Annotated in this window: 2 protein-coding genes; both read left to right on the top strand. The window is 75.0% G+C overall.

Annotation, left to right across the window (positions count from 1 at the left end):
* A partial coding sequence (locus ACZ38L_RS32370) for a type I polyketide synthase (RefSeq protein WP_465700084.1) occupies positions 1-6,941 on the top strand: 6,941 nt, incomplete at its 5' end.
* Positions 6,942-7,058: 117 nt separating this feature from the next.
* On the top strand, positions 7,059-16,553 hold the full coding sequence (locus ACZ38L_RS32365; protein WP_465700088.1) for a type I polyketide synthase: 9,495 nt from the start codon (positions 7,059-7,061) through the stop codon (positions 16,551-16,553).
* Positions 16,554-16,568: the final 15 nt, after the last annotated feature.

Here is a 16,568-nt window from a genome sequence, read left to right as displayed (position 1 = left end):
TGCGTCGTCAGGAGGGTGGTCTGGAGCGGCTCTTCGCTTCCCTGGCCGAGGCCTGGGTGCGCGGCGTCCCGGTCGACTGGCAGTCCTTCCTGACCTGGAACAGCGGCTGGGTCGAGCTGCCCACCTACGCCTTCCACCGCGAGCGGTACTGGCTGGAGGCCGCGGCCTCCGCACCGGCCGCCGCCCCGGTGGACGCGGTGGACGCCCGTTTCTGGGAGGCCGTCGAGCGGGAGGACCTGGACGCGCTGGCCGCCACCCTGGAGGTCGAGAGCGGCAGCGAGCTCAGCGCGGTCCTGCCGATGCTGTCGGCCTGGCGCCGGCAGAGCCGCGAGCAGAACACGGTGGACGCCTGGCGCTACCGGATCAGCTGGAAGCCGGTCACCGAGGCCGCTTCGGGCGTGCTGTCGGGGACCTGGCTGGTGGTGGTCCCGGCGGGCCACGCCGAGGACCCGACCGTGTCGGGCACGCTGACGATGCTGGCCGGCCGTGGTGTGGAGGCCCGCCAGGTCGTCGTGGCGCCGGAGGCCGCCGACCGTGCGGTGGTGGCGGAGCTGCTGCGTGACGCGGTGGCTGACGGTGCGTCGGTGGCGGGTGTGGTGTCGCTGCTGGCCTGGGACGAGGCGTTCGCGGTGGCGGGGACGCTGGCGCTGGTGCAGGCGCTGGGTGACGCGCGGATCGACGCGCCGCTGTGGTGCGTGACGCGCGGTGCGGTGTCGACGGGCCGCGCCGAGCGGCCGCTGAGCGCGCTGCAGGCGCGGGTGTGGGGTCTGGGCCGGGTGGTGGCTCTGGAGCACCCGGAGCGTTGGGGGGGTCTGGTCGACCTGCCGGAGACGATCGACGACCGGGTTCTCTCGCGCCTGGCGAGTGTGCTGGCGGGCGTCGCGGGTGAGGATCAGGTCGCGGTCCGGGCGTCGGGTGTCTTCGGTCGTCGTCTGGTGCGGGCGTCGCGTGGCGAGGCGGTCGCGTGGCGGCCGTCCGGCACGGTGCTGGTGACCGGTGGTACGGGTGCGCTGGGTGCCGAGGTGTCGCGTTGGCTGGTGCGCAACGGTGCCGAGCACCTGCTGCTGACCAGCCGGCGTGGCCTGGACGCGCCCGGTGCTGCTGAACTGCGTGATGAGCTGGCCGAGTTGGGTGCTGTCGTCACGGTCGCGGCCTGTGATGTGGCCGACCGTGCGGCCCTGGCCGCGCTGCTGGCCGAGCACCCGGTGTCGGCGGTGTTCCACACCGCCGGTGTGCTGGACGACGGTGTGGTGGACGGTCAGACCGTCGAGCGCTTCGCCGCCGTGGCCCGTCCGAAGGTGGACGCGGCCCGGAACCTGCACGAACTCACCCACGACCTGTCCGCGTTCGTCCTCTTCTCCTCGATGGCGGGTTCGGTCGGCAGCGCCGGCCAGGCCAACTACGCCGCCGCCAACGCCTACCTGGACGCGCTGGCCGAGCAGCGCCGGGCCGACGGCCTGGTCGCCACCTCGATCGCCTGGGGTGCCTGGGCCGAGGCGGGCCTGGCGACCGAGGAGCTGATCGCCGACCGGCTGCGCCGTGACGGTGTGGTCGGCATGGCCCCGGCACTCGCCATCACCGCGATGCAGCAGGCCCTGGACCACGGCGACGTCGCCCTGACGATCGCCGACGTCGACTGGGACCGGCTCGCCGCCGAGACCGCCGCCGTCCGCCCGAGCCGCCTCTTCGACGAGATCCCCGAGGCCCGCGCGGTCACGGCGACCGCGCTCGCGCCGGCCGCCGTGCCGGGCGAGTCCTCGCTGGCCGGGCGGCTGGCCGCGCTGTCGCCGGCGGAGCAGGGCCGGGCCCTGCTGGACCTGGTGCGCGCCCAGGTGGCCGCGGTGCTGGGCTACGCGGACGCCGCCGCCGTGGAGGCCGGTCGGGCGTTCAAGGAGCTGGGCTTCGACTCGCTGACCGCCGTCGACCTGCGCAACCGGATGAACGCTGCCACCGGACTGAAGCTGCCGGCCACGCTGGTCTTCGACTACCCGTCGGCGACCGCGCTCGCCGAGCACCTGCGCACCGAACTGCTCGGCCAGCAGGCGGTCGTCGCCGAGGCTCTGCCGACCCCGCTCACCGCCGCCGACGACGAGCCGATCGCCATCGTCGCGATGAGCTGCCGCTTCCCCGGCGGCGTCAGTACTCCTGAGGAGCTGTGGCAGCTGCTCGTCGCCGGTGAGGACGCGATCGGTTCCTTCCCCGCCGACCGTGGCTGGGACGTCGAGAGCCTGTACCACCCGGACCCGGACCACCAGGGCACCACGTACGCCCGTGGCGGTGGTTTCCTGGACGGGGTCACGGAGTTCGACTCGACGTTCTTCGGGATCTCGCCGCGCGAGGCGCTGTCGATGGACCCGCAGCAGCGGCTGCTGCTGGAGACCTCGTGGGAGGTCTTCGAGCGGGCCGGCATCGACCCGGCCACGCTGCGCGGCAGCCAGTCCGGCGTCTTCATCGGCACCAACGGCCAGGACTACGCCAACCTGCTGGTCGACGGCCTGGAGGGGGTCGAGGGTCATCGGCTGACCGGTACGGCGACCAGTGTGATCTCCGGCCGGCTCTCCTACACCTTCGGGTTGGAGGGCCCGGCGGTCTCCGTCGACACGGCCTGCTCGGCGTCGCTGGTCGCGCTGCACATGGCGGTGCAGGCGCTGCGCAACGGCGAGTGCTCGCTGGCGCTGGCCGGTGGTGTGACGGTGATGTCCACGCCGGACCTGTTCGTCGAGTTCAGCCGTCAGCGCGGGCTGTCGGCGGACGGCCGTTGCAAGGCGTTCGCCGGTGCCGCGGACGGCACGGGCTGGGGCGAGGGCGCGGGCATGCTGCTGGTCGAGCGGCTCTCCGACGCCCGCCGCAACGGACACCCGGTGCTCGCCGTGGTCCGGGGCACCGCGATCAACCAGGACGGGGCCAGCAACGGTCTGACCGCCCCGAACGGCCCGTCCCAGCAGCGGGTGATCCGCCAGGCGCTGGCCGCCGCGGGCCTGACCGCCGACCAGGTCGACGCGGTCGAGGCGCACGGTACTGGCACCAAGCTCGGCGACCCGATCGAGGCGCAGGCCCTGCTCGCCACCTACGGCAAGGACCGGGACGCCGAGTCCCCGCTCTGGCTGGGTGGTGTGAAGTCGAACATCGGGCACACGCAGGCCGCGGCCGGTGTCGCGGGTGTGATCAAGATGGTCATGGCGATGCGGCACGGCGTGCTGCCGAAGACGCTGCACGTGGACGAGCCCACCCCGCACGTCGACTGGTCGACGGGCGCGGTGGAGCTGCTGACCGAGACCCGGCCGTGGCCGGAGACCGGGCGTCCGCGCCGCGCGGGTGTCTCCGCGTTCGGCATCAGCGGGACCAACGCGCACACCATCCTGGAGCAGGCGCCGGAGTTCGCGGGGCAGCCGGCCGTCGAGGCGTCGGTGGCGCCGTCGGTGCTGCCGGTGGTGCTCTCCGCGAAGCACGACACCGCGCTGCGAGCCCAGGCCGAGCGACTGCTGCCGGTCGCCGGGGACGGCGAACTCGTCGACCTGGCGTACTCGTTGGCGACCGGCCGGGCGGCGCTGGAGCGCCGCGCGGTGGTGATCGCCGGTGAGCGGGAGGAACTGCTGCGCGGACTGGGCGCGCTGGCGGCGGGCGAGTCCGCGGCGAACGTGGTCGAGGGCTCGGCCGTCGAGGGCCGGCTCGCCTTCCTCTTCACCGGTCAGGGCAGCCAGCGGGCCGGGATGGGCCGTGAACTGTACGAGGCGTTCCCGGTGTTCGCGGACGCGCTGGACGAGGTGTTCGCGCACCTGGACCAGCACCTGGACCGTCCGCTGCGCGAGGTGGTGTTCGCCGCCGAGGGCGAGTCGATCCACGAGACCGGCTTCACGCAGCCGGCGCTGTTCGCGATCGAGGTCGCGCTGTTCCGCCTGGTCGAGTCCTGGGGCCTGCTGCCCGACTTCCTGGCCGGGCACTCGATCGGTGAGATCGCGGCCGCGCATGTGGCGGGTGTGCTGTCGCTGGCGGACGCGGCGAAGCTGGTAGCGGCGCGTGGTCGGTTGATGCAGCAACTGCCCACTGGTGGTGCGATGGTGGCGGTGCGGGCGGCCGAGGACGAGGTGCTGCCGCTGCTGGCCGGTCGCGAGGCCGAGTTGGGTCTCGCGGCGGTCAACGGTCCGTCCTCGGTGGTGCTTTCGGGCGCCGAGGCGGCCGTCCTGGAGGTGGCCGAGAAGCTGGCCGCCGACGGCCGCAAGACGAAGCGGCTCACGGTGAGCCATGCGTTCCACTCGCCGTTGATGGAGCCGATGTTGGAGGAGTTCCGCACGGTCGTGGCGGGTCTGACCTTCCACGCGCCGCGGATCCCGATCGTCTCCACGCTCGACCAGTCCGCTGACCTCACCACCCCCGACTACTGGGTGCGGCACGTGCGCGAGGCGGTCCGCTTCCGCGACGCCGTCGCGACCCTGGAGGGCCAGGGCGTGCGCACCTTCGTGGAGCTCGGCCCGGACGGGGTGCTCTCCGCGATGGGCCAGGACTGCGCCACCGCCGCTGACGTGGTGTTCGCCGCCGTCCAGCGGGCCGAGCGACCGGAGGTCCGCACGCTGACCACCGCGCTCGCCCAGGCGTACGTGCGCGGTGCGACCGTCGACTGGACGGCGTTCTACGCCGGCGCCGGCGCCCAGCGCGTCGACCTGCCGACCTACGCCTTCCAGCGCCAGTCGTACTGGCCCGAGCGGCTGCCCGTCCTCGCCGGGTCCGGCGACAGCCGGACCGGCACGGACTCCACGGACGCCCGCTTCTGGCAGGCCGTGGAGAGCGAGGACCTGGCTGCCCTGGCCGCCACCCTGGAGGTGGACGCCAGCGACGCGCAGTCGCCGCTGAGTGCCCTGGCCCCCGTGCTGCCCGTGCTCTCGGCCTGGCGTCGCCAGCAGCGCGAGCAGTCGACCGTGGACGGTTGGCGCTACCGGGTCTCCTGGCAGCCGCTCACCACCGAAGCCGCCACCACGGCGGCGGGCACCGCCCTGAGCGGTACCTGGCTGGTGGTCGTCCCGGCCGCGTCGGCCGCGGAGGGCTGGGTGCCGGTCGCTGCCCAGACGCTCGCCGACGGCGGCGCCACGGTGCGCCGCCTGACGGTGGACACGGCCGCCTGCGACCGCGGCCGCCTGGCCGAGGAACTGCGCGGCGCGGCCGCCGGGACGGCGGACCTGGCCGGCGTGCTGTCGCTGCTCGCCCTGGACGAGGAGCCGCATCCGAGCCACCCCGTGCTGCCCGCCGGGTTCGCCGCCACCGCGGTGCTCACCCAGGCACTGGGTGACGCCGGGATCGGCGCACCGCTGTGGTGCGTGACCAGCGGGGCGGTCCCGACCGGCCCGGCCGACCAGGCCGCGAGCCGGGTGCAGGCGCAGCTGTGGGGTCTGGGCCGGGTGGTGGCTCTGGAGCACCCGGAGTGCTGGGGCGGTCTGGTCGACCTCCCGGTGGCGGTGGACGAGCGGGCAGCCGCCCGCCTGGCCGCGATCCTGGCCGGTGCCGGTGCGGACGGCGAGGACCAGTTGGCGGTTCGCCGCTCGGGTGTCCTGGTCCGCCGCCTGGTGCGCGCCACCCGGCCGCAGGCGCCGGTGGCGACCTGGCAGCCGCGCGGCACGGTGCTGGTCACCGGCGGCACCGGCGCCCTGGGCGCCGAGGTGGCCCGCTGGCTGGCCCGTGGCGGCGCCGAACACCTGGTGCTCACCGGCCGGCGCGGCGCGGACGTCCCCGGGGCGGCCGAACTGCGGGACGAGCTGGTGGCGTTGGGCGCCCGGGTCACCCTGGAGGCGTGCGACGTCGCGGACCGCTCGGCGGTCGAGGCACTGGTCAAGCGGCTCGTGGTGGACGGCCGCGAGGCGGCACCGCTGCGCGCGGTGGTGCACGCGGCCGGCCTCACCCAGGACACCGCGCTGGCCGACAGCGACCTGGGCAAGCTCTCCTGGGTGATGGACGCCAAGGTCTCCGGCGCGGTCCACCTGGACGCCGCGCTCGGCGACACCGAGCTGGACGCCTTCGTGCTCTTCTCCTCGATCGCCGGGGTGTGGGGCAGCGGCGGCCAGGCCGGCTACGCGGCGGCCAACGCCTTCCTGGACGCGCTCGCCGAGCGGCGCCGCGCGGCGGGCCTGACGGCCACCTCGGTGGCCTGGGGCCCGTGGGGTGAGATCGGCATGGCGGCCGAGGACCCGCAGGCCGCCGAGCAGCTGCGCCGCCGCGGTCTGCGGGTGATGGCTCCCGAGCTGGGGATCGCGGCCCTGCAGCAGGCGCTGGACCACCAGGAGACGGCGCTGACCGTCGCCGACGTGGACTGGGCGCTGTTCGCGCCGGCGTTCGCCGCCGCCCGTCCCCGCCCGCTGATCGACGGGGTGTCCGAGGCCCGCGCGGCCCTGGCGGGCCCGGCGGTCCAGAGCGAGGGCGACGGGCCCGACCAGGCTGAGGCGTTCCAGGTGCGGCTGCGCGCCCTGCCCGCCGCCGACCGGGACCGCGCCCTGCTCGACCTGGTGCGCACCGAGGTCGCCGCGGTGCTCGGCTACGCCGGTGCCGGCGCGGTCGAGGCCGAACGAGCCTTCAACGAGCTGGGCTTCGACTCGCTCACCGCGGTCGAGCTGCGCAACCGGCTCACCGCGGCCACCGGCCTGCGGCTGCCGACCAGCCTGGTGTTCGACTACCCGAACCCCACGGCCCTGGCCGGGCACCTCAGCGCGGAGATCGTGCCGGACGCGGCCGACGGCGCCGCGCCGGTGCTCGCCGAGCTGGACGCGCTGGACCAGCGGCTCTCCACCATGTCCCCCGATCGCGCCGAGCGAGACCGCGTGACGGCGCGGCTCCAGGCCCTCCTGTCGAAGTGGAACGCGACCGACGATGCAGCAGACAGCGCCGAGGACGACGAGCTGGCCAACGCGTCGGCCGACGACCTCTTCGACATCATCAGCCGGGAATTCGGACGGGACTGACGTGAGTTCCCAGCCGACCGCCCAGCGCACGAGCGACCGGTCCGCGGTCGCCCAGACCCCGACCGTGACGTCCCGCGCGATGACCGCACTTGTCCCGGCTTCCCGGAAGGTGGCCCTCTGATGGCAGACGAACAGAAGCTCCTCGACCACCTCAAGTGGATGACCGCGGAGCTGCGCAAGACCACCCGCCGGCTGCGCGAGGTCGAGGACGCCGAGCAGGAGCCCATCGCGATCGTGGCGATGAGCTGCCGGCTGCCCGGCGGGGTGCGCTCGCCGGAGGACCTGTGGCAACTGGTGGCCACCGGCGGGGACGCCATCACCCCGTTCCCCGCCGACCGCGGCTGGGACGTCGACGGCCTGTACCACCCGGACCCGGACCACCCGGGCACGGTCTACGCGACCGGCGGCGGCTTCCTGCACGACGCCGGCCGCTTCGACCCGGAGTTCTTCGGCATCAGCCCGCGTGAGGCGCTGGCGATGGACCCGCAGCAGCGGCTGCTGCTGGAGGCCTCCTGGGAGGTCTGCGAGCGGGCCGGCATCGACCCGGCCACCCTGCGCGGCAGCCGCACCGGCGTGTACGTCGGTGGCAGCTACCAGGGTTACGGCTCGGAGCTGGCGGAGGTGCCGGAGGGCGTCGAGGGCAGGCTGTTGACCGGCAACGCGACCAGCGTGCTCTCCGGCCGCATCGCCTACACCCTGGGCCTGGAGGGCCCGGCCGCCACCCTGGACACCGCCTGCTCGTCCTCGCTGGTCGCCCTGCACTGGGCGTGCCAGGCGCTGCGGCGCGGCGACTGCTCGCAGGCCCTGGTCGGCGGCGTGACCGTGATGGCCACGCCGGACGTCTTCGTCGAGTTCAGCCGCCAGCGCGGACTGTCGGCGGACGGCCGCTGCAAGTCCTTCGCCGCCGCCGCCGACGGCACCGGCTGGTCCGAGGGCGTCGCGATGCTGCTGGTCGAGCGGCTCTCCGACGCCGAGCGCAACGGGCACCCGGTGCTGGCCGTGGTGCGTGGTTCGGCCGTCAACCAGGACGGTGCCAGCAACGGTCTGACCGCCCCCAACGGGCCGGCCCAGCAGAAGGTCATCCGCCAGGCCCTGGGCGACGCCCGGCTGACGGCCGACCAGGTGGACGTGGTCGAGGCGCACGGGACCGGCACCACCCTCGGCGACCCGATCGAGGCGCAGGCCCTGCTGGCCACCTACGGCCGCGAGCGGGCCGCCGAGCGGCCGCTGTGGCTGGGGTCGCTGAAGTCGAACATCGGGCACACCCAGGCGGCGGCGGGCGTGGCCGGTGTGATCAAGATGGTGATGGCGATCCGGCACGGTGTGCTGCCGAAGACGCTGCACGTGGACGAGCCCACCCCGCACGTCGACTGGTCGGCCGGTGCGGTGGAGCTGCTGACCGAGGCGCGTGAGTGGCCCGGGACCGGCGAGCCGCGTCGGGCCGCCGTCTCCTCCTTCGGTGTCAGCGGCACCAACGCGCACACCATCCTGGAGCAGGCACCGGTCCCGGCGGAGGGCGGCGAGCCGGCGGCGACCGAGGGACCGGGCGGCGTGGCCGCCTCGTCCGCGCCGGTGGCCACCGCCCTGGTGCCGTGGCTGCTCTCCGCACGGAGCGCCGACGCGCTGCGCGCCCAGGCCGGACGGCTGCTGGCCCGGCTGGCCACCGATGCCACGCTCACCCCGCTCGACCTCGGCTACTCGCTGGCCACCACCCGGGCGGCACTGCCGCACCGCGCCGTGCTGGTCGGCGCCGAGCTCGACGACTTCCGCCGCGGTCTGCAGGCGCTGGCGGCCGGAGAACACCCGGCTCCGACCCTCGTGCGCGGTGCGGTCACCGAGGGCCGGCTCGCCTTCCTGTTCACGGGTCAGGGCAGCCAGCGGGCCGGTATGGGTGCGGAGTTGTACGAGGCGTTCCCGGTGTTCGCCGAGGCGTTCGACGCGGTCTGCGCGGAGCTGGACGGGCAGCTGGGCCGTCCGTTGAAGGACGTGGTGTTCGCCGGGGAGGGGATCGACGAGACGGCTTGCACGCAGCCGGCGTTGTTCGCGGTCGAGGTGGCGCTGTTCCGTCTGGTGGAGTCGTGGGGTGTGCGGGCGGACTTCCTGGCCGGGCATTCGATCGGTGAGATCGCTGCCGCGCATGTGGCGGGTGTGTTGTCGCTGGCGGATGCGGCGAAGCTGGTGGCGGCGCGTGGTCGGTTGATGCAGGCGCTGCCGTCCGGTGGTGCGATGGTGGCGGTGCGGGCGGCCGAGGACGAGGTGCTGCCGCTGCTCGCGGGCCGGGAGGCCGAGCTGGGTCTCGCGGCGGTCAACGGTCCGTCCTCGGTGGTGCTTTCGGGCACCGAGCAGGCTGTCCTGGAGGTGGCCGAGAAGCTGGCCGCCGACGGCCGCAAGACCAAGCGGCTCACGGTCAGCCACGCGTTCCACTCGCCGCTGATGGACCCGATGCTGGAGGAGTTCCGCACGGTCGTGGCGGGTCTGGCCTTCGAGGCCCCGCGGATCCCGATCGTCTCCGCGCTCGACCAGGAGGCCGACCTCACCACCCCCGTCTACTGGGTGCGCCACGTCCGCGAGGCCGTGCGCTTCCGCGACGCCGTCGCGACCCTGGAGCGCGAGGGTGTCCGCACCTTCCTGGAGCTCGGCCCGGACGGTGTGCTCTCCGCGATGGGCCAGGACTGCGCCAGCGGCGAGGCGGACGTCGTCTTCGCCCCCGTTCGGCGCGCGGGCCGCCCCGAGGTCGAGACGCTGCTGATCGGCGTCGGGCAGGCCCAGGTGCGCGGCGGCGCCCTGGACCGGACGGCACTCTTCGCCGGGCGCGCTGCCCGTCGGGTCGAGCTGCCCACCTACGCCTTCCAACACGACTGGTACTGGCTGGAGTCGGGCGGCGGCTCGGCCGCCGCGGCAGGCTCGTCGGCCGAGCAGCCGGACGCCCGGTTCTGGGCGGCCGTGGAGCGTGAGGACATCGACGCGCTGGCCGAGACGCTCGCCGTCGCGGACGGAGCGGCGCTGGGCGCGGTACTGCCCGCCCTGTCGGCCTGGCGTCGGCAGGGCCGTGCCCAGTCCACGCTGGACGGCTGGCGCTACCGGGTGAGTTGGAAGCCGGTCACCGAGGCTCCCGTCGCGGTGGCGGCCGGCAGCTGGCTGGTGGCGGTGCCGGCGGGGCGCGCCGGGGACGCCGACGTCCAGGGCGTGGTCCGGCTGCTGACCGGTCGTGGGGTGGACGTCCGTCTGGTCGAGCCGACCGCGCCCGAGCGGGCCGTCGTCACGGACGCGCTGCACGTCGCGATCTCCGACGGCGGCCCGGTTTCCGGAGTGCTGTCGCTGCTGGCGTGGGACGAGGCTTCGGCGGTGCCGGGGACGCTGGCGCTGGTGCAGGCGCTGGGTGACGCGCGGATCGACGCGCCGCTGTGGTGCGTGACGCGCGGCGCGGTCTCGACCGGTTCTTCCGACCGGCTGGCCAGCCCGGTGCAGGCGCAGCTGTGGGGTCTGGGCCGGGTGGTGGGTCTGGAGCACCCGGAGCGCTGGGGCGGTCTGGTCGACCTCCCGGAGACCCCGGACCAGCGCGCGCTCGCCCACCTGGTGGACATGCTCGCCGGGGACGAGGATCAGGTCGCGGTCCGGGCGTCGGGTGTCTTCGGTCGTCGTCTGGTACGGGCGTCGCGTGGCGTGGCGGTCGCGTGGCGGCCGTCCGGCACGGTGCTGGTGACCGGTGGTACGGGTGCGCTGGGTGCCGAGGTGTCGCGTTGGCTGGTGCGCAACGGTGCCGAGCACCTGCTGCTGACCAGCCGGCGTGGCCTGGACGCGCCCGGTGCTGCTGAACTGCGTGATGAGCTGACCGAGTTGGGTGCTGTCGTCACGGTCGCGGCCTGTGATGTGGCCGACCGTGCGGCCCTGGCCGCGCTGCTCGGGTCGCTGGAGCACCCGGTGTCGGCGGTGTTCCACACCGCCGGTGTGCTGGACGACGGTGTGGTGGACGCGCAGACCGTCGAGCGCTTCGCCGCCGTGGCCCGTCCGAAGGTGGACGCGGCCCGGAACCTGCACGAACTCACCCACGACCTCACCGCGTTCGTCCTCTTCTCCTCCACCGCCGGCACCATCGGCAACGCCGGCCAGGCCAACTACGCCGCCGCCAACGCCTACCTGGACGCGCTGGCCGAGCAGCGCCGGGCCGACGGCCTGGCCGCCACCTCGATCGCCTGGGGTCCGTGGAGCCGTGGTGGCATGGCCGCCGGCGGGGCCCTGGAACAGCGCCTGCGCCGCGAGGGCGTCCCGCCGATGTCCCCCGACCGTGCGATCACCGCCCTTCAACAGGCACTGGAGAACGGGGACAGCACGCTGGCCGTGGCCGACATCGACTGGGAGCTGCTGCTCGGTGGCACCACGACCGGTCGCCGCGGCACCGCGCTGTTCGACCAGATCCCCGAGGCGCGCACGGCGTTGGCGGCGCCCGGTGCCGACGCCACCGCCGGGGAGTCGCCGGCCGGCCCGCTGGCCCAGCGGATGGCCGCGCTCTCCCCGGTGGAGCGGGAGCGCGCCCTGCTCGACGCGGTCCGCACCGAGGTGGCCGCCGTGCTCGGCTACGCCACGCCGGACGCGGTGGACGCCACCAGGGCGTTCAAGGAGCTCGGCTTCGACTCGCTGACCGCGGTCGAGCTGCGCAACCGGCTGAACGCCGTTACCGGCCTGAGTCTGCCGAGCACGCTGGTCTTCGACTACCCGACCTCCGCCGCGCTCGCCGGATTCCTGCGCACCGAGCTGCTCGGCCGGCAGCCGGACGCGCTGTCGGCCACCGACGCGGGGGCACCTCCCAGCAGCCAGGTCGAGGGAGAGCCGATCGCCATCATCGGCATGAGCTGCCGTTTCCCCGGCAACGTCAGCAGCCCGGAGGAGCTCTGGCAGCTGCTCGCCTCCGGCACCGACGCGATCTCCGGCTTCCCGACCGACCGCGGCTGGGACCTGGAAGCGCTCCACAGCGCCGACCCCGAGCGCAGCGGCACCTGCTACGCCCGTGAGGGCGGCTTCCTCTACGACGCCGCCGAGTTCGACCCGACCTTCTTCGGCATCAGCCCGCGCGAGGCGCTGGCGATGGACCCGCAGCAGCGGCTGCTGCTGGAGACCTCCTGGGAGGCGTTCGAGCGGGCCGGCATCGACCCGGCCACGCTGCGCGGCAGCCAGGCGGGCGTCTTCGTCGGCACCAACGGCCAGGACTACCTCGCCCTCGCCGCGAACGCGGCGGACGAGCTGGAGGGTCAGCTCGGCACCGGGACCGCCGCCAGCGTGGTTTCCGGCCGGCTCTCGTACACCTTCGGCCTGGAGGGCCCGGCCGTCACGGTCGACACCGCCTGCTCGTCCTCGCTGGTCGCGCTGCACTGGGCGATCCAGGCGCTGCGCACCGGCGAGTGCACCATGGCGCTCGCCGGTGGTGTGACCGTGATGTCCACGCCGGGGGCGTTCGTGGAGTTCAGCCGCCAGCGCGGCCTGGCCGCCGACGGCCGCTGCAAGCCGTTCGCGGCGGCGGCCGACGGCACCGGCTGGGGCGAGGGTGTCGGCATGCTGCTGGTCGAGCGGCTCTCCGACGCCGAGCGCAACGGGCACCCGGTGCTGGCCGTGGTCCGGGGCTCGGCCGTCAACCAGGACGGTGCCAGCAACGGTCTGACCGCCCCCAACGGGCCGGCCCAGCAGCGCGTCATCCGCCAGGCGCTGGCCGCCGCCGGCCTCTCGGCGGACGAGGTGGACGCGGTGGAGGCGCACGGCACCGGCACCACGCTGGGCGACCCGATCGAGGCGCAGGCCCTGCTCGCCACCTACGGGCAGCGGCCGGCCGACCAGCCGCTCTGGCTGGGCTCGATCAAGTCCAACATCGGCCACACCCAGGCCGCCGCCGGTGTCGCGGGCATCATCAAGATGGTGCTGGCCATGCGGCACGGCGTGCTCCCGCAGAGCCTGCACGTCGACACCCCGAGCCCGCACGTGGACTGGTCGACGGGCGCGGTGGAGCTGCTGGCCGAGGCGCGCGAGTGGCCCGAGACCGGTCGCCCGCGCCGGGCCGGCGTGTCGTCCTTCGGGGTGAGCGGCACCAACGCCCACGTGGTCCTGGAGCAGGCCCCGGCCGTCGCGACCGTCGCGGCGCCCGAGCCGGCGTCCGCCCCGGGACCCCTCCCGCTGGTCCTGTCGGCCCGAACCGCGCCGGCGCTGCGCGCGCAGGCGGAGCGGCTGCGCTCCTTCGTCGGCGGCGCGGCGGGGATCAGGCTGGTGGATCTGGCCTCCTCGCTGGCGACCGGCCGCGCCGCCCTGGAACACCGGGCCGTGGTGGTGGCCGACGACAATCAGGGGTTCCTGGGGGGTCTTGAGGGGTTGGTCTCGGGTGTCCCCGGTGCGAGCGTGGTGGCGGGCTCGGCTACGGGTGGCAGGTTCGCCTTCCTCTTCACCGGCCAGGGCAGTCAGCGGGCGGGCATGGGAGCTGAGTTGTACGAGACGTACCCGGTGTTCGCCGAGGCTCTCGACGCCGTGTGCGCGGAGTTCGACGGGTACCTGGAGCGTCCGCTGCGGGACGTGATGACGGAGGGCGGCGAGCTGCTGCACCAGACCGGCTGCACGCAGCCGGCGCTGTTCGCGATCGAGGTGGCGCTGTTCCGCCTGGTGGAGTCGTGGGGCCTGCGGCCGGACTTCCTGGCCGGGCACTCGATCGGTGAGATCGCTGCCGCGCATGTGGCGGGTGTGTTGTCGCTGGCGGACGCGGCGAAGCTGGTGGCGGCGCGTGGTCGGTTGATGCAGGCGCTGCCGTCCGGTGGTGCGATGGTGGCGGTGCGGGCGGCCGAGGGCGAGGTGCTGCCGCTGCTGGCCGGCCGGGAGGCCGAGTTGGGTCTCGCGGCGGTCAACGGGCCGTCCTCGGTGGTGCTTTCGGGTGCCGAGGCGGCTGTCCTGGAGGTGGCCGAGAAGCTGGCCGCCGACGGCCGCAAGACCCGGCGGCTCACGGTGAGCCACGCGTTCCACTCGCCGCTGATGGACCCGATGCTGGAGGAGTTCCGCACGGTCGTGGCGGGTCTGACCTTCCACGCGCCGCGGATACCGATCGTCTCCACCCTCGACCAGTCCGCCGACCTCACCACCCCCGACTACTGGGTGCGCCACGTCCGCGAGGCGGTCCGCTTCCGCGACGCCGTCGCGACCCTGGAGCGCGAGGGCGTGCGCACCTTCCTGGAGCTCGGCCCGGACGGCACCCTGACCGCCCTCGGCCAGGACTGCGTCAGCGCCGAGGACGCCACCTTCGCCCCCGCCCTGCGCGCCGACCGCACCGAGGGCCGGGCGCTGGTGACCGCCCTCGCCCAGGTCCACGTCCGAGGTCAGGCGGTGGACTGGCCGGCCTACTTCGCCGGCACCGGCGCCCTGCGCGCCGACCTGCCCACCTATCCCTTCCAACGCGAGCGCTACTGGCCCACGCCCGCCGCCGCGTCGCCGGCCACCGGCCCGGACGCGGTGGACGCCCGCTTCTGGGAGACCGTCGAGCGCGAGGACCTGGAGGCGCTCACCGCCACGCTGGGCCTGGACGGTGACCAGCCGCTCAGCTCGGTGCTGCCCGCGCTGTCGACCTGGCGCCGGCAGAGCCGGGCCCGCTCCACCGTGGACGGCTGGCGCTACCGGATCACCTGGCACCGCCTCGCTTCCGCCCCCGCCGCCGCCCTGGCGGGCACCTGGCTGGTCGTCACCCCGGCCGTGGACGCCGCCGCCGAGCCGACCGAGGCCGCGCTGGCGGCCCTGGCCGGGGCCGGCGCCGACACCCGCCGGCTCACCGTCACCGCCGCGGAGCTCGCGACCGGGCGCACCGCGCTGGCCGGGCGACTGCGTGGCGAGCTCGCCCAGGCCGGCCCGCTGGCCGGCGTCGTCTCGCTGCTCGCCCTCGACGAGGACCCGCACCCGGCGCACCCCGCGATGTCCGGCGGCCTGGCGGCCACCGCTCTGCTGGTGCAGGCGCTGGGTGACGCCGAGGTGGCCGCGCCGCTGTGGTGCCTGACCCGCGACGCGGTCGCCACCGAGGGCACCGACCGGCTCGCCAACCCCGGGCAGGCCCAGGTCTGGGGTCTGGGCCGGGTGGTGGCCCTGGAGCACCCGGACCGCTGGGGTGGCCTGATCGACCTCCCCGCGCGGCTTGACGAGCACGCCGGAGCGCTGCTGGCCGGAGCGCTGGCGGCCGGCGACGACGAGGACCAGCTCGCGGTGCGGCCGTCGGGTCTGTACACGCGCCGCCTGGTCCGGGCGTCGCAGGTCACGGGCACCCCCTGGCAGCCGCGCGGCACGGTGCTGGTCACCGGCGGCACCGGCGCCCTGGGCGCCGAGGTGGCCCGCTGGCTGGCCCGTGGCGGCGCCGAACACCTGGTGCTCACCAGCCGGCGCGGCGCCGACGCCCCGGGTGCAGCCGAACTGACCGCCGAACTCACCGAGCTGGGCGCCACCGTGACCATCGCCGGGTGCGATGTGGCCGACCGCGCGGCGCTCGCCGAGCTGCTCGCCGCCGTCCCCGCCGATCGCCCGCTGACGGCCGTCGTGCACGCGGCCGGCGTGGTCGCCGACGCCGCCCTGCAGGACAGCGAGCTCGCCGACCTGGCCGCCGTCGTCGAGGCCAAGGTGGCCGGCGCGGTGCACCTGGACGCCCTGCTCGGCGACACCGAGCTGGACGCCTTCGTCACCTTCTCCTCCATCGCCGGCGTCTGGGGCAGCGGCGGCCAGGCGGGCTACGCCGCGGCCAACGCCTTCCTGGACGCCCTGGTCGAGGCCCGCCGGGCCCGTGGCCTGGCCGGCACCTCGGTGGCCTGGGGCCCGTGGGCCGAGGCCGGCATGGCGGCCGGCGAGGCAGCCGAGGAGCACCTGCGCCGCTTCGGCCTGACCGTGATGGCGCCCGGCAGCGCGCTGCTCGGCCTGCAACTGGCCCTGGACGGCGGGGCGCCCACCGGGGTGGTCGCCGACGTGGACTGGGCGCGCTTCGTGCCGTCCTTCACCGCCGCCCGTCCCCGCCCGCTGCTCGGCGAGCTCCCCGAGGTGCGCGATGTGCTGGCGGCGGAACAGGCCGCAGCCGCGCCCACCGGCGCGGGTGCGCCGGCCGGGCTGCGCGACCGGCTGGCCGACCTGAGCGACGCCGACCGCGACCGCGCGCTGCTGGAACTGGTGCGCGGCCAGGTGGCCGAGGTGCTCGGGTACTCCGGCGCGCACGCGGTGGAGGCCGGCATGGCCTTCCGGGCGCTCGGCTTCGACTCGCTGACGGCGGTCGAGCTGCGCAACCGGCTGGCCCGGGAGGCCGGACTGAAGCTGCCGGCCAGCGCGGTCTTCGACTACCCGACGCCCACCGCCCTGGCCGAGCACCTGCGGGACGCGCTCTTCCCGGAGCGGGCCCGCGAGGCCGCCCTCGACCCCCAGGAGGCCGAGCTGCGGCAGGCCCTGGCGAGCGTCCCGCTCGCCCGGTTCCGGGAGCTGGGGCTCCTGGACACCCTGCTGCGGCTGGCCGACCCCGGCGACCACGGCGGGACCGAGGACGGCGACGACGAGTCGGACCTGATCGACTCGATCGACTCGCTGGACCTGGACAGCCTCATCGACATCGCTCTCGACAGCAACGATTCCTGACACGCCCGAAGTGCG

The sequence above is a fragment of the Kitasatospora sp. NPDC024654 genome (genome assembly GCF_055559155.1).
The sequence above is the reverse complement of the archived record's forward strand: the minus strand, read 5'-3'. Positions and strand labels throughout refer to the sequence as shown.